The sequence below is a fragment of the Acidovorax sp. SUPP950 genome (genome assembly GCF_030158935.1).
GTDB lineage: Bacteria > Pseudomonadota > Gammaproteobacteria > Burkholderiales > Burkholderiaceae_C > Paracidovorax.
Map to the genome: position 1 here is coordinate 740,596 of NZ_BQXE01000001.1, position 15,225 is coordinate 755,820.

10 protein-coding genes are annotated in these 15,225 nt (G+C 67.8%); 7 read left to right on the forward strand and 3 right to left on the reverse strand.

Annotated elements, in window-relative coordinates; translation table 11 throughout:
- Positions 1-51: 51 nt before the first annotated feature.
- Entirely contained in the window at positions 52-597 is a 546-nt protein-coding gene (locus tag AVME950_RS03590; protein WP_284428787.1) for a DUF4256 domain-containing protein, read from the reverse strand.
- Between the two features lie 144 nt (positions 598-741).
- Between AVME950_RS03590 and AVME950_RS03595 the strand changes: the two genes are divergently transcribed.
- Positions 742-1,797: a hypothetical protein gene (locus AVME950_RS03595; RefSeq protein WP_284428788.1), complete on the forward strand. Its 1,056-nt coding sequence runs from the start codon at positions 742-744 to the stop codon at positions 1,795-1,797.
- Positions 1,798-1,806: 9 nt separating this feature from the next.
- Positions 1,807-2,316, forward strand: coding sequence for a hypothetical protein (locus AVME950_RS03600; RefSeq protein WP_284428789.1), 510 nt, complete (start codon positions 1,807-1,809; stop codon positions 2,314-2,316).
- A gap of 162 nt (positions 2,317-2,478) precedes the next feature.
- Here AVME950_RS03600 and AVME950_RS03605 read toward each other — a convergent pair whose 3' ends face one another.
- Complete coding sequence (locus tag AVME950_RS03605) at positions 2,479-3,378, reverse strand: LysR family transcriptional regulator (protein WP_284428790.1); 900 nt, start codon at positions 3,376-3,378, stop codon at positions 2,479-2,481.
- A gap of 222 nt (positions 3,379-3,600) precedes the next feature.
- On the opposite strand from AVME950_RS03605, the gene amaB reads away from it, so the two are divergent.
- From amaB to AVME950_RS03625, 4 genes are all read left to right on the forward strand, one after another.
- Entirely contained in the window at positions 3,601-5,166 is a 1,566-nt protein-coding gene (gene amaB, locus AVME950_RS03610; protein WP_284428791.1) for an L-piperidine-6-carboxylate dehydrogenase, read from the forward strand.
- Positions 5,167-5,260: 94 nt separating this feature from the next.
- Positions 5,261-6,196 (forward strand): amino acid ABC transporter substrate-binding protein, encoded by a 936-nt coding sequence (locus tag AVME950_RS03615; RefSeq protein WP_284399537.1) that lies wholly within the window; start codon positions 5,261-5,263, stop codon positions 6,194-6,196.
- Positions 6,193-7,449, forward strand: a complete 1,257-nt coding sequence (locus AVME950_RS03620; RefSeq protein WP_284428792.1) for a pyridoxal phosphate-dependent aminotransferase — start codon at positions 6,193-6,195, stop codon at positions 7,447-7,449. Before AVME950_RS03615 ends, AVME950_RS03620 begins: the two co-directional genes overlap by 4 nt.
- A gap of 49 nt (positions 7,450-7,498) precedes the next feature.
- Positions 7,499-9,187 carry a thiamine pyrophosphate-binding protein gene (locus tag AVME950_RS03625; protein WP_284428793.1) on the forward strand — a complete coding sequence of 563 codons (1,689 nt, stop codon included), beginning with the start codon at positions 7,499-7,501 and terminating at the stop codon, positions 9,185-9,187.
- A gap of 48 nt (positions 9,188-9,235) precedes the next feature.
- Here the strand turns inward: AVME950_RS03625 and gshA are convergent, their stop codons facing one another.
- The gene (gene gshA, locus AVME950_RS03630; RefSeq protein ID WP_284424946.1) at positions 9,236-10,759 is read right to left on the reverse strand and encodes a glutamate--cysteine ligase; all 1,524 of its coding nucleotides are present in this window, start codon (positions 10,757-10,759) and stop codon (positions 9,236-9,238) included.
- Between the two features lie 273 nt (positions 10,760-11,032).
- Here gshA and xopZ point away from each other — a divergent pair, with 273 nt between their 5' ends.
- Positions 11,033-15,220 carry a XopZ family type III secretion system effector gene (xopZ, locus tag AVME950_RS03635; RefSeq protein ID WP_284428794.1) on the forward strand — a complete coding sequence of 1,396 codons (4,188 nt, stop codon included), beginning with the start codon at positions 11,033-11,035 and terminating at the stop codon, positions 15,218-15,220.
- Positions 15,221-15,225 lie beyond the last annotated feature (5 nt).

Sequence of the window (15,225 nt, forward strand, 5' to 3'; positions counted from 1 at the left end):
GCCTGCAGCAGGTCCGGGTTCCTAGCGCTGCGCAACAACCCAAAGGCTGCCTCACACGCTCACCGAGCCCCTGAACCCTCGGGCAGCGTAGTAAGACTCGGCCCCGTTGTGGTACACGAAGACCCTGCCGTAACGCCTGTCGCAAAACAGCGCGCCGCCTAGTTTTCTGATTTCCGGCGGCGTGGCGACCCAACTGGACGTTTTGCGGTCGAACTCCCCGAAATGCTGAAGCGTCCGGTATTGGTCCTCCGTCAGCAGCGAGATGCCCATGGCAGCGGCCACGTCCTCCGCGTTGCTCTCTGGCTTGTTCTGCTTGCGGGCATTCCATGCCGCTGCGTCATAGCAGAGGCTTCTGCGACCCTGGGGGCTTTCAGCGGCGCAGTCGCAGAAAACGCAGGCACCAGTGGCATCCGCTGTTCCGATGACATCGGGTTCGCCTCCTGTGGCCTCCATGGCGTGGAGCGCCTTCAGCTTTTCGGGGTTGCTTTGCAAACGCGCATGGACGTGGGCCCAATCGACACCCGGGTGCCTGTGAGTGTTCTGCTGGAACCGCTGCTGCAATGCTTCAAGGATGAGGTCGCCCTGGTCTGTTTTCACGTCGCTCCACTCCTTTTCAAAACCATCACTGTTCCCACGCCTTGACTGCGCCGACCGGTGCGGTCTGAGTCTCGGCTGAGCGGATTCCGCCTGAGCACTAGGATCAAAAGCCATTTTCATGGCCCATTTTTGCATCGTGATGTAATGCCGAACAACACAATTGGAGCGGAGGCCAAGCTGATGGAGCAAGTTAAGGTGTCGTTGTACAAAGTCGCATCATGCGGTTACTACACCAGAGGAAATCACAACCATCCGCAGTTCGGGGGTGTGGATGACATTCTTCGGGATCTGCATAGGTGGGGTGCAGATAAGCGGCTTGCTCACACAAAAACCTTCGACCCATCGGATGGCGGAAATCACCTTCCTGTCTATCTGGTCGATGCAACACGCCACGGTACCGCTTGGCTACTGACTCTGTGGAACGAGTCCCACAACACCGAAGGGACCGTTACCTCTATAAATGGTCAGGCAGCGGTGGGAAATGCTGACGTTTCGGAGACTGAAGTAGAAGAAGGCCGCATTCCAGGTCACGCGACGTACTTCTGGTTTCTGCCAGACGAGGGACTAATGGCTAGCGTCCGATTCCAGCATCCCACCACCGGTGTATCTGGGATGAACAAGTACATGCGGTGCTTCATACAGCGATTCACATCTTTCGCGGTACTTGGCGAGCCAGACGAAGATGGGCAGCGTGCCATTGTTGGTTACCGCCCGGACCAAAGAACAGCTCTGTCGCACTACAGCGCTCGATTCAAAACAGAGGTCTTTGTGAAACCTGGACCTTTGGAAAAAATTCTCGCAAACGCTGCGGTTATCCGAAAACTTGAGAGGAAAGCGACGCTTGATCTTGCGATAAGGACTGAGAAAAATTTCTTTCAAAAGCTACTAGAAGGTGTTCACCTAGCCGCTCACCAAACAAGACAGCATGACGCAAAAATCAAGTATGAGGTGGAGGTAAATGGCCTTGAGGAAGATGAGGTTCGAGAGATCATTTCACAATGGCGCGAAGAAGATCAGGATGATTCTGACTATGGTTTCGTCCTTCGCGGCGACAACAATACTCACTGGCTTGGAAAGGAATTCGTTCGGGAAACCTTCGAGCTTGAGGTTGAAAGAGATAACGCCGAGTTGGTTCGGCCACAAAGCCTATTGCGTGAACTGGCCCGGCATCGAGCCCTGCTTCTTGGGCGAATGAATTGAAGGGTAATCGTGTTAAGGGTATTGGCCTGGAGTTTTGCCGCCGTGGCGGTTCTAGCTGGGGGATGGTTCGGACGAACCGTGCCCTTTGCGGAGCAATGGCCGGTATTTGAAGGGCTTCGCACAACCGCCGCCATCATCTTTGGTGTCATAGGAGCATGGCTGGCAATCATTTATCCCGAGCGCCTGAAGTTATCGTTTAAGCCTAAGAACAACGGAGGGCCGTCTGAAACTGGAGTCGGTCAGCTTTTTAGCCCGGTGGTGAACTCGACTCTTATTCTTGGAGCAGTTCTATTGATCGGGGTGATTGCGCCCATTGCTAAGAAGTATCCACTTCCGCTGGATGTCGCATGGTGTCGTGCCATTTCCTACGGAGTACTAGTAGCTTTGACTCTTTTCCAACTTTGGACAGTGCTTCTGACGCTCGTTCCCGCAAACACCATCAAGTCGTTCGTAGATCATGAGGATGAAGCGAAGCGAGTTATAGAGGGACTCACTTCGCTCAATCAGGAAAATAAGTAATTAAGCTATGCACCCAGAACAGGGTCGATAAGGTCAAAAACCCGCCGATTGACCGGTCCAAGTAGTCAAGCCAGCGCTTAAGAGCTGATGTGGTGAACGACGGGTGCGCCGTGACGAAACAGATATTCTTCAAATTCGACCGTCCGAGCCCAACCTGTAAACCTACCCCCCACTCTCCCCCACCACCCAATCCCTGAACGCCTTCACCAACGGCGCCTCCGCCCGCGCCTCCGGATACACCAGGTAATACGCATCGCCGCTGGTCAGCACGGTATCCGACAGCTCCACCAGGCTCCCCGCCGCCAGCTCCGGCTCGATCAAGAACCGCGGCAGCAGCGCCGCTCCCAGCCCCGACACCGCCGCCTGCGCAATCATGGCGAACTGCTCGTGCCGTGGCCCGCGCAGCGCCAGGCTGGTCGGCTCGCCCACCAATTCGAACCATTCCGACCACTGCGTGGGCCGCGTGCTCTGCTGCAGCAGCACCACGCGCGCCAAGTCTTGCGGGGTGCGGATGCCGTGCTGGCTTTGGTAGCCCGGGCTGCACACCGGCACCACTTCTTCGTGCATGAGGTATTCGCACACCGCCCCGGCCCAGTGGGGCGTGCCGAAGTGGATGGCGGCGTCGAACGGGGTGCCGGCAAAGTCGAAGGGCTCGGAGCGCGCCACAAAATTGACCGTCACCTCCGGGTGCAGCGCCATGAAACCGCCCAGGCGCGGGATGAGCCAGCGGGTGCCCAGGGTGGGCAGCACGGCCAGGTTGAGCAGGCCGTCGGTGCTGCTGAAGGCCATGGCTTTTTGCGTGATGGCAGACAGCTGCTGCAGCAAGCCCTGCAGATCGGCGGCGTAGACGCGGCCGGCGTCGGTGAGCACCACGCGCTGGCGCACGCGGTGGAACAGGGCGGTGCCCAGTTGCGCCTCCAGCTGGCGGATCTGGCGCGAGACGGCGCTCTGGGTCAGGTGCAGTTCTTCGGCCGCGCGCGACACGCTGTGGTGGCGGGCGGCGGCTTCGAAGGCCAGCAGGTCGGCCATGGAGGGGAGAAAGGCGCGGCGCAGCAAGGTCATGCTCCAAGGGAATGACTCTGCGCAAGGCATTGCCGGCCAGCGCAAATTCGACTAGGGCAAGGGTTTTTACCAACCCGTGACTTGATTCCATTTTGACATCAAGTCGTTCCGTTATTTTGCTATGCAGGCGGGCGCGATTGGGGGATATTGGCGCACGCTTTCTTGCTTCTTTTCCTCGTCGCGTTTTACCGTTCTTGTTTTTTGACTGCGAGCACCACCGCCATGTCTGCCAACGTCGCCAACCCTTCCTCACCCGCCACGCCCGCCTCTGCCGTCTCGGCGGAGGTGGATCAATTGCTGAAACGCCTGGGCGTGCCGCGCTCGGCCTACACGGGCAGCAGCCTGCCGGTGCGCTCGCCCATCACGGGCGAGGCGATCGGTGCGGTGCCGCAGCACAGCGCGGCCGAGGCCACCGCGGCCATCGGGCGGGCGCATGCGGCCTTCCAGGCCTGGCGCAATGTGCCGGCGCCCCGTCGGGGCGAGCTGGTGCGACTGCTGGGCGAAGAGCTGCGCGCGGCCAAGGCCGACCTGGGCCTGCTGGTGACCATCGAGGCGGGCAAGGTGCCGTCCGAGGGGCTGGGCGAGGTGCAGGAGATGATCGACATCTGCGACTTCGCCGTGGGCCTGTCGCGCCAGTTGTACGGCCTGACGATCGCCACCGAGCGCACCGGCCACCGCATGATGGAAACCTGGCACCCGCTGGGCGTGTGCGGCGTGATCTCGGCGTTCAATTTTCCCGTGGCGGTGTGGTCCTGGAATGCCGCGCTGGCGCTGGTGTGCGGCGATCCGGTGGTGTGGAAGCCGTCGGAAAAAACCCCGCTCACGGCGCTGGCCACGCACGCGATCGCGCAGCGCGCCATCGCCCGCTTCGGCGCCGATGCGCCCGCCGGCCTGCTGGAGCTGATCATCGGCCAGCGCGACCTGGGCGAAGTGCTGGTGGATGACGCGCGCGTGCCGGTGCTGTCGGCCACGGGCTCCACCGCCATGGGCCGGGCCGTGGGCCCGCGCCTGGCGGCCCGCTTTGCGCGCGGCATCCTGGAGCTGGGCGGCAACAACGCGGCCATCGTGGCGCCCACGGCCGACCTGGGCCTGGCGCTGCGCGGCATCGCCTTCGCGGCCATGGGCACGGCGGGCCAGCGCTGCACCACGCTGCGCCGGCTGTTCGTGCACGAGAGCATCTACGACCAGCTGGTGCCCCAGCTCGCCAAGGTATATGCCAGCGTGCAGGTGGGCGACCCGCGCACGCCCGGCACGCTGGTGGGCCCGCTGATCGACCGGCCGGCCTTCGAGGGCATGCAGAAGGCGCTGGCGCAAAGCCGCGCGCTGGGCGCCACGGTGCACGGCGGCGACCGGGTGGAGGGCATCGCGGGCAGCGAGGCGTACTACGTGCGCCCGGCGCTGGTGGAGCTGCCAAAGCACGAAGGCCCAGCGCTGCACGAAACCTTCGCGCCCATCCTGTACGTGGTGCGCTACGGCACGCTGGAGGAGGCCATCGCCATGAACAACGCGGTGGGCGCGGGCCTGTCGTCGTCGATCTTCACGCTGAACGTGCGCGAGGCCGAGCAGTTCATGTCGGCCGCGGGGTCGGACTGCGGCATTGCCAACGTGAACATCGGCCCGAGCGGCGCCGAGATCGGCGGGGCCTTCGGCGGCGAGAAGGAGACCGGCGGCGGCCGCGAGGCGGGGTCGGACAGCTGGAAGGCCTACATGCGCCGCGCGACCAACACCATCAACTATTCCACCGCCCTGCCCCTGGCGCAGGGCGTGACCTTCGACATCGCCGACTGAGCGATCGGCCGCGGCGCACCGGATCCCCCGCCGCCACGGTCCCCCGGCCTGGGCCCCCACGGGCCCAGCCCATCCCCACAGGAGACAAGCACCCATGGCATTCCCCCTCAAGGCCCTGGCTGGCGCGGCCACGGCCGCTGCGGCCTTTTTCTGGTGCGGCGCAGCCGCCGCGCAGGCGTCCGCACCGCCCGCCAACCCATCGGCGCAGCAGCCCACGCTGGAGAAGATCAAGGCCGCCGGCAAGGTGGTGCTGGGGGTGCGCGAGGCCTCGCCGCCCATGGCCTACGCCCTGGGCGCGAACGAGAAGTTCGTGGGCTACCACGTGGAGCTGTGCGAGCGCGTGATGAAGGAGATCGCGCCGCAGGCCCGGCTCGAATACATGGCGGTGACCGCGCAGAACACGCTGGCGCTGGTGCAGAACGGCACCATCGACATCGGCTGCGGGCCCACCACCAACAACACGGCGCGCCAGCAGCAGGTGGCCTTTGCCGTGACCACCTACGTGAGCGAGGTGCGCATGGCGGTGCGCGCGGATTCGGATTTGAACTCGGTCAGCCAACTGGGCGGGCGCACCGTGGCCGCGTCGGCCGGCACCACCGCCGTGCAGATGCTGCGCAAGCAGGAGCGCGCGCTGGGCGCCCCCATCAAGACGCTGCTGGGCAAGGACCACCAGGAGAGCTTCCTGCTGATGGAGTCGGGCCGCGCCGATGCCTTCGTGCTGGACGACAACCTGCTGGCGGGCGCCATTGCCACTTCCAAGGACCCGGCGGCCTACCGCATCGCGGGGGAGCCGATGGGATCGGAGCCGATCGCGCTGCTGTTCCGCAAGGACGACCCCGCGTTCAAGGCCGGGGTGGACGGCGTGCTGGTGCGGCTGATGCAGACGGGCGAGCTGGAAAAGATCTACGCCAAGTGGTTCACCAGCCCCATCCCGCCGCGCAACCTGAGCCTGAACCTGCCCATGAGCGGCACGCTGCGGCAGCTGATCGCGGCGCCCAACGACAAGCCGCTGGAGGCCTACCTCAAATGACCGCCACCGCCTTGCCCACGGCTCTGACCAACGGCGCGGCCCCGGCCGGCACCTTCACGCCCGCGCGGCGCATCGCGGCGCTGGGCGTTTCGCCCATCCTGCGCATCACGGACCATGCCAACGCGCTCAAGCGCTCGGGCCGGCCGGTGATCGTGCTGGGTGCGGGCGAGCCCGACTTCGACACGCCCGACCACATCCTGGAGGCGGCGCGCCGGGCGCTGGCGCGCGGAGAGACCCGCTACACGGTGCTGGACGGCAGCCCGGCGATGAAGGAGGCGGTGCGCGAGAAGTTCCGGCGGGACAACGGCCTGGACTTCGCCCTGGACGAGATCACCGTGGGCACGGGCGCCAAGCAGGTGCTCTACAACGCGTTCATGGCCACGCTGGACCCGGGCGACGAGGTGATCCTGCCCGCGCCCTACTGGTCGTCGTATGCCGACGTGGTGACGATCGCGGGCGGCGTGCCGGTCACCGTGCCGTGCACCGAGGCGGACGGTTTTCGGCTGACGCCGGCCGCGCTGGAGGCGGCCATCACGCCGCGCACGCGCTGGCTGCTGCTCAACTCGCCCTCCAACCCCACCGGGGCCGCCTACAGCGCCGCGCAGTTGCGACCGCTGCTGGACGTGCTGCTGCGCCACCCGCAGGTGTGGCTGCTGTCGGACGACATCTACGAGCACATCCTGTACGACGGCGCGGCCTTCGCCACGCCAGCCGCGCTGGAGCCACGCCTGAAAAACCGCTGCCTCACGGTGAACGGCGTGTCCAAGGCCTATGCCATGACGGGTTGGCGCATCGGCTTCGCCGGCGGCCCGCGCGAGCTGATCGCCGCCATGGCGGTGGTGCAGAGCCAATGCACCTCGTGCCCCTCCTCCATCAGCCAGGCGGCGGCCATCGAGGCGCTGACCGGGCCGCAGGTCATCGTGGCCGAGCGCTGCGCGGATTTCCAGGCCCGGCGCGACTTCGTGGTGCAGGCGCTGAACCAGGCGCCCGGCCTGCGCTGCCGCACCCCCGAGGGCGCTTTCTACACCTATGCCAGTTGCGCCGGCACGCTGGGCCGCACCACGCCGGGCGGCGCGCTGCTCAAGACCGACGTGGACTTTTGCCAGTACCTGCTGGCCGAGTACGAGGTGGCGGTGGTGCCGGGCACGTATTTCGGGCTGGCGCCGTACTTCCGCATCTCGTACGCTACCTCGATGGCCCAGCTGCAGACGGCCTGCCAGCGCATCCAGGACGCCTGCGCGGCGCTGCGGTGAGCCGGCCCGCCATGTTTCCATTCCTTCAACGCCCTTGATCGACGCCTTCATGACTTCCACCGTTTCTCCCCGCACCGGCGGCCAGGTCCTCGTGGACCAGCTCATCCTGCACGGCGTGCAACAGCTTTTCTGCGTGCCCGGCGAAAGCTACCTGGCCGTGCTGGATGCCCTGCACGACGCGCAGATCGCCGTCACCGTGTGCCGCCAGGAGGGCGGCGCAGCCATGATGGCCGAGGCGCAGGGCAAGCTCACCGGGCAGCCCGGCATCTGCTTCGTGACGCGTGGCCCGGGGGTGACCAATGCCTCGGCCGGCATCCACATCGCGCACCAGGATTCGACGCCGCTCATCGTGTTCGTGGGCCAGGTGGCGCGCGGCGCGCTGGGCCGCGAGGCGTTCCAGGAGCTGGACTACGGCGCGGTGTTCGGCACCATGGCCAAGTGGGTGGTGCAGATCGATGACGCGCGCCGCGTGCCCGAACTGGTGTCGCGCGCCTTCCACGTCGCCACGTCGGGCCGCCCGGGCCCGGTGGTGGTGGCGCTGCCCGAGGACATGCTGACCGATGCCGTGCAGGTGGCCGACGCCCTGCCCTACACGGTGCCGGAAACCCACCCCGGCGCGGCCGCGCTGCAGGAACTGGCCGAGCGCCTGGCCGCCGCCGAGCGTCCCGTCGCCATCCTGGGCGGCAGCCGGTGGTCAGAGCAGGCGGTGCGCGACTTCGTGGCGTTCGCGCAGGCCTGGTCGCTGCCGGTGTACTGCTCGTTCCGCCGGCAGATGCTGTTCCCGGCCGACCACGCCAGCTACGGTGGCGACCTGGGCCTGGGGGTGAACCCCAAGCTGCTGGCGCGCATTCGCGGGAGCGATCTGGTGCTGGTGGTGGGCGGGCGCCTGTCGGAGATTCCGTCGCAGGGCTACGAGCTGTTCGACATTCCCGTGCCGGCGCAGCCCCTGGTGCATGTGCATGCCGATGCCAACGAACTGGGCCGCCTGTACCGGGCAACGCAGTCCATCCACGCCACGCCGCAGGCCTTTGCCAACGCACTCGCCGCGCTGCAGCCGCCCGCCGCGGTGCGCTGGGCGGCGCACACGCAGGCCGCCCGCGCCGAGTACCTGGCCTGGAGCGATCCGGACCCGATCCGCATCCCGGGCCCGCTGCAGATGGGCGAGGTCATGCGCCACCTGCGCGAGGTGCTGCCGGCCGATGCGATCTTCTGCAACGGCGCGGGCAACTTCGCCACCTGGGTGCACCGCTTCTGGCCTTTCACCGCCTATGCCAGCCAGTTGGCGCCCACCAGTGGATCGATGGGCTACGGCCTGCCGGCCGGCGTGGGGGCCAAGCGGCTGTGGCCGCAGCGCGAGGTGGTGGTGTTCGCGGGCGACGGCGACTTTCTGATGCACGGGCAGGAGTTCGCCACCGCCGTGCAGTACGGCCTGCCCATCATCGTGGTGCTGCTGGACAACGCCATGTACGGCACCATCCGCATGCACCAGGAGCGCGAATACCCCGGTCGCGTGAGCGCCACCCAGTTGAAGAACCCGGATTTCAAGGCCTATGCCGCGGCCTTCGGCGGGCATGGCGAGCGGGTGGAGACGACGGCGGAGTTCGCCCCGGCGCTGGCACGCGCCCGGGCCAGCGGCCTGCCCTGCGTGCTGCACTGCCTGCTGGACCCGGAGGCCATCACGCCCACGGGCACGCTGCAGGGCATCCGCAGTGCGGCGCAGGCCCGCAAGCCGGGCTAGGCGCTCAGCGCGGGCGGCCGTCCCGGCGATGCCCGGGCCGCGCCGGTATCACCCGTGGACGGGCACCGCCATGTACTGCTCGCGCCAGGCTTCGAACGGCAGGGTGTCCGCCGCTTCGATGGCCTTTTGCTCGGCCACCGATTGCGCGGCGGCGGCCTCGAACCGGGCCTGCTGCGCCTCGGTCCAGGGCATGGCCAGCAGCGTGTCGCGCGCCCATTGCGATCGCTCCAGCGCGAAGGCGCTGAAGCTCTTGCCGTGCGCCTCGGCCATGCGGTCGAGCACGCGGGCCGACGGCGTGGCCTGCGGCTGCTGCATGAGGCGCCGCGCATCGGCCAGCGCGCTGCCGTAGTCGCCGGTGCCGTGCGCGGCGTCCAGCGCCGCGGCCAGTGGCTCACATTCGGCCAGCACCTGCGCGCCCCATTCGGCCAGCGGGATCTCGCGCCCGGCGCGCTGCAGCAGCAGGCCCGGCTCGCGGCCGCGCTCGGCGGTCAGGTGCTGGTTGCGCTGCAGCTCGGCGATCTCCTGCGGCGTGTCGGGCGGGCTGTCGGACAGCAGGCAATGCAGCAGGAACACGTCCAGCAGGCGCATGGTCTGCGTCTCGATGCCCAGCGGCGCGAACGGGTCCAGGTCCATCAGCCGCACCTCGACGTATTCCACCCCCCGGTCGCGCAGCGCGTTCAGGGGCCGCTCGCCCGAGCGCACGGTGCGCTTGGGGCGGATGGTGCCGTAGAACTCGTTCTCGATCTGCAGCAGGCTGGTGCCCAGCTGGTTGTATTCGCCCCCGGGGTTGCGCACGCCCAGCGCCTCGTAGGCGGGGTATGGCCGGCTCAGGGCTTCGCGCAGCGAGGCGGCGTAGCCGTCCAGGCCGTTGTAGCTCACCGCCAGCGTGGCCTGCGCATCGCTCTGGTAGCCCAGGCGGCCCATGCGCAGCGAGGTGGCGTGCGGCAGGTAGAGCGCCTCGCCGCCCAGGCGCTGCAGGCCGTGCTCGCGCCCCTGCACGAAGCATGGGCACAGCGCGGGCGAGGCGCCGAACAGGTACAGCAGCACGAAGGCATGGCGGCGGAAGTTGCGGATCAGCGCGAAGTATTCGTCGCTGGTCACATCGGGCAGCGACCAGTTGTAGTGGATGCCCGAGATGGTCTGCATGCGCCGGCCGTAGCGGTGGCCCAGCCCCATGCGGTACACGCTCTTGGCGCGCCCCACGTTGGACGAGCCGTAGCGCGCCAGGGGAATGGTCTCGTCGGTGGGCAGGCCGCAGGGCATGCTGGACAGCCACAGCATCTCGCCGCCCGAAGCCTGCAGGCTGCGGTAGACGAACTGGTGGATCTCGGTGAGTTCGTCCAGGCATTCCTGCACGCCCAGGCGCGCGCCCGTGATCAGCTCGATCTGCGACTCGCTGTAGTCGGTGGTGATGTGGGGATGGGTCAGCGCCGAGCCGAGCGCCGCCGGGTGCGGCGTGAGCGCCAGCCCTCCCGTGGGCAGCACCCGCAGTCCCTCTTTTTCGATGCCACGGCGCATGCCAGCCAGTCGGCTGGCGGGCTGCGCGTGGATTTTCCGCTGCAGATGGCTCATCATCATTTGGTCGTTTCTTTATCACCTGATCGTCGGTTCGGCCCGGAACTTAGCACGGCCGGCACACTCTCGCTGGCGCACCAGATCAAGACCTTGGCTTCGCGCGGCCGCACCCCTCTTCGCAGGCAGGTCCGCCGCCCCGGGTGCCGCACTGCAACATCGCGCGTGTCGTGGCCAGCCAACGCAGGGCGTGCAATGCGCCCGGTCCAGCCACTGTTCCCGGGCACCCCTCGCCCGCGGAACGCACACGACGCCCATGAATGACTGGACACCATGCCCAAACTCTCAGTGCGTCCCACCATCTCGTCCGCAGGCCTGCCCGGCAACTCGACATCGAGTGCCCACGCCGGCGCGCCGGCCAGCCACAAGCAGGCCCACCACAAGCTGCACCAGCTCGATCCGCGTGCAGCGCAGAACGAACTGCTGTCGCCCCTGTACGACGCAGGCCGGGCAGCGCGCAAATACCTCGCGCAGCCGCTGCCCGCCGCCGATGCCGCGGCCATGCCCCCGCGCAAGCCCAAATCGGTGCTGGGCCAGTTGGCGACCAAGGTAGGCAGTTGTTTCGGCATGGCGCGGGGCCACCCGAAGCCCGTCGAGGAAATGCTCCGCTACCAGAACACCCCGAAGGATCCCTCGCGCCTCCCTTCGCGCAGCCGCGGTCAGTGGGAGAGCCTGGAGCCGGTGCTGACCGGGCAGATGAAGGCCGCCGAAACCGTGCGGCTGGCCCAGATCGCCGTGGACAAGGCCATCGCCATGGAGCGGCTGGTGCAGCACCATGAAACGCGCCTGAGTGAAGAGGCCAGCGAGCGCGGCCAAAGGGCGGCCAGCCTGGCCGACCAGGCACACCGGCTCGCCAGCGAACAAAAATCCATGGCCAGCTTGCGGGCTGCGCTTCATCGGCTGGACCAAAGGCTCGACCGATCGCTCGCAGAAAACGATGCGGCAGGTGACCGGGGCGGCAGCGATCAGGAAGCGCTGACCCGGCACATCGAGGCGTTGCAGGCGCTGAGAAGCCAACAAGCCGCCAAGCACGCCGAACTGGAGCGAAGCAGCCAGGGCAAGGACGCCGAGCTGAAAGACATCCAGAAGCTGGCCACGGATCAGGCACGCGAACTGTTCGAATTCGAAGCCGGCGCCGACGATCTGAAGTCGCTGCAGCCGGCACTGGCCCGACGCCGCAAGGAGGCCGAACTGCAACTGGAGCACGCCCAGCGCCGCCACCGGACGGCGACCGAAGCCCTGCAAAAGACCTACGGCGAGATCATCGACTTGCAATTGCGGCGCCTGCCCGGCTTCGAGGTGTACCGAAGCTCGCCCGCGATTGCCGCCCTGCGCGAGGCGCTCCGCGACTGGGTGAAGGCCATCGACCCGACCCGCCACGGCGCCGAGGCCATCGCGCCCGCAGGCGCGCTGACGATGGCAATCAAGGCCCTGGCCGACACCAGCGGGGGCCATGCCGAGGTGGCGCTGCAGACGCTGCAGGCCCTGCGCACCCACACCTGGGGCACGCTGCTGCCCGACCCGGCTGCGGGCCCGGACACGGCCCCGGCGCTGGACGCCGCCACGCAGCGCACGGTGGAGCTGCTGGCCCGCATGCCGCGCGGCACCCAGGTGCTGGGCCACCTGCTGGCACCGGCCGCCGAAGGCACGCCCGACCACACCCGCCGCCACACGGCACGCCTGGCGCTGCAGACCGAGGCTGCGATGCGGGCCGCGCCCACGCCGCAGTTGCGCGAATGGCTGGCCGGCGCCTCCCATGCCGCCCGCACGGCCCTGCATGCCGCGGACCCGGCCCAGGCCCTGGCCGCCTGCACGGACGATGAGCGCGCGGCCTACCACGCCATCCGCAACGGCTACCGCAGCAACGCCAAAGGCTCCCCCTACGACCGCGCCAACCAGCACCTGCAGAAAATCGCGGACTGGCTGCACGACATCGACCACACCGAGGGCGACGCGCCCAGCACCGCCGCCCCCAAGAGCCGGCGGAGCCAGAAGATCAACCCGCTGCGCTCGCTGCCGCAGGCCCTGCAGGTGGGATCGGCCACCGCCTTGCCCACCCCGAACCGCCGGGCGGAAGAAGAGCTGGAGAAGGCGGCGGACCACCTCACCCAATACCTCCGGGGCGCGCGTGCGCAACGGCCTGCGACCGAGGTGCCCTCCGAATCCGAGCTGGCCTGGCAGGCCATCGCCGAGAAGATACGCTGGGCGCCCGAAGGCACCGAGCGCGCTTCCATGGTGCTGGACAACGCCCTGCTCGAAGGCATCCGGGCGCAATGCGATGCCGCGCGGCGCGATGCAGCGCGAAAAGCCGCCCGCCGTGGCGGCGAGATCACCACCGCCACGGAATCGCCCGCGATGCGCTTCGCATGGGAGCAGCTGCGCGCCCAGCCGCACACCGGCGTGCAAGCCCTCGCCCTGCTGCAGCACGCATTGCTGAGCGAGCCACTGCAAGAGGCGAACAATGGCCCCGCCACGCCGTCGGTCGGCACCGATGGAGAACACGTGCACGCCCAGGGCAATGCCTTCCACGTGGCCCTGTACAAGGCCCTCAACCTGCTGCACGACGGGGACCCGGCCAACGCCACCAACAGCCGGGCGCTGTTCAACCTGCTGCGCGATGTGGCCCAGCACCTCGAATGGCGCGACCGGATGAAGCTGCTGGGCCAGAAGACCTACGGTGTCAACCTCGGCCCGCTGTCGGCGGCCGCGGCGATCACGAGCGCCGTGGGCCTGGGCGTCAAGCTCATCGGCGGCGTGCAGCACAACGAGGACCGCATCCTGGAGCTGTACCGGGGCCGCACCGGCATGTACCTGCAGATCACGTCCCAGTCCACCAACCAGGTACAGGCCGGTGCCGGGGTGAACACCGGCTACTCGGTCGCGATGGACACCGACCAGGCCAGCTTCGGCGTGACCGGCGGGGCCGACTGGCGCTGGCGCGGCGAGCGGAGCGTGGAAAACGGCGTGCAGATGCGCATGCCCCGGCTGACCAAGAACCGCGAGCCCCAGCTGGACGCGCAGTTCATCGACGCGCTGGAGCATCTGTTCGACATAGCGGCCCCCACCGGGGATGGGCAGCCGGCCCGCCGGGACTGGATGCGGGAGCTGCTGGCCCACCATCCCGAGCTGAGCATGGGGATCATCGACGACGCGCGGCGCAGCAGCATGGGCACCGAGACCAACGTGTCGCTCAGCGCGGGCGTGCGGGTGGGCGAGGTGGCGGGCAAGGGGCGGCGGGCCGGCGTGTCAGCGGGCGTGGGCGTCAAATCCCGGCAGGACAACGGCCAGACCCGCACCACGGTGGCCGGCTACATGACCACCATCTACCGCGATGCCACGGCCCAGATGAAGGTGGAGGTGTCGGGCCGCGCCACGCTGGGGGTGCAGTTCGCGGAATCCGTGCAGGACGATCCGAAGAACGGCCCGCGCCAGAAGGCCAGCGGCAGCCTGGGGCTGCTGGATGCCAGCTACGGCCGGGAGCTGGTCTCCAAGGCCGTGACCCACTTTTGCACGCTGTTCGTGTTCGACGACGAGATCGACCCGATGCGCAGCGACCGCGCCACCGATGTCTCGGAGTTCGACGTGTTCCAGCAGCTCGTGCGCGACGAGTGGGACAGCTGGTCCGCCTACGGGGTGGGCAAGCTGGGCGCTGCGGTGGAGGACGACTTGAAGCATGCCGCGTCCGAGCTGCAGCTCGAACATTTCATGGAGCAGACCCAGGCGTTCGCACAGGGCAACGGCCTGGCGGCCATGTTCGCCGACAAGGCGATGAAGGCGCCCGCCGCCCCCGCGCTGGACATGTTCCGCGCGCTCGCCCGCATGGATGGCGAAGCTGCCAAGGCGCAGTTCGAGGCGGCCTGCGCGGGATACGAAAGCGCAGCCACGGAATTCGAGGCGGCCGGCATGGACCTGCGCTCCACCCGCGCGCATCTGAAGCAGGCACGCAAGGCGCTGGAGGCGGACCAGACGGCCGCCGCCGCGGAGCACCTGGAGCAGGCCGCAGCACGCATGCAGCGCAAGGCGATGGGCAAGACCGGCCGGTCGCCGGTGATGGCGCGCCGAAGGGACGAGGGGGTGGAGCATATGAAGCGCGCTGCGCTGTGCCGGGAGCAGGGAGCCACGCGCCTGCGGGAGGCCCAGGTGCATGCGCAGGGTTTCGACGACCTGGTGGTAAAGGACGAACTGTGGGAGCCCACCCTGCTGCTGCTGCGCGAAAAAGCCAAGATCCTGCGCGAGCGCGGCCTGGACTTCTTCCTGAAGCGACAGAACAACCGGGGCGCCGAGGCCATGCGCACCGTGGCGCAGTGGATCTTGTACGAGCCCGTGCTCCGCGCGGACCCCGGCCATGAGGTGGAGCCGGCCGGGCAATGGAAGGCCACGGCGGCTACGCCTGCGCAAGCGCGCCTGCCCACCGTGCCCGAAGGCGACGAGGAAGGCGAGATCCAGGCCCACCGGGACTGAGCGCG

Excerpts from the sequence above, each read along its gene's own strand:
- AVME950_RS03615 (WP_284399537.1), top strand. The coding sequence starts at position 5,261 with ATGGCATTCCCCCTCAAGGCCCTGGCTGGCGCGGCCACGGCCGCTGCG.
- AVME950_RS03595 (WP_284428788.1), top strand. The coding sequence starts at position 742 with ATGCCGAACAACACAATTGGAGCGGAGGCCAAGCTGATGGAGCAAGTT.
- AVME950_RS03625 (WP_284428793.1), top strand. The coding sequence starts at position 7,499 with ATGACTTCCACCGTTTCTCCCCGCACCGGCGGCCAGGTCCTCGTGGAC.
- AVME950_RS03620 (WP_284428792.1), top strand. The coding sequence starts at position 6,193 with ATGACCGCCACCGCCTTGCCCACGGCTCTGACCAACGGCGCGGCCCCG.
- amaB (WP_284428791.1), top strand. The coding sequence starts at position 3,601 with ATGTCTGCCAACGTCGCCAACCCTTCCTCACCCGCCACGCCCGCCTCT.
- gshA (WP_284424946.1), bottom strand. The coding sequence starts at position 10,759 with ATGAGCCATCTGCAGCGGAAAATCCACGCGCAGCCCGCCAGCCGACTG.
- AVME950_RS03605 (WP_284428790.1), bottom strand. The coding sequence starts at position 3,378 with ATGACCTTGCTGCGCCGCGCCTTTCTCCCCTCCATGGCCGACCTGCTG.
- xopZ (WP_284428794.1), top strand. The coding sequence starts at position 11,033 with ATGCCCAAACTCTCAGTGCGTCCCACCATCTCGTCCGCAGGCCTGCCC.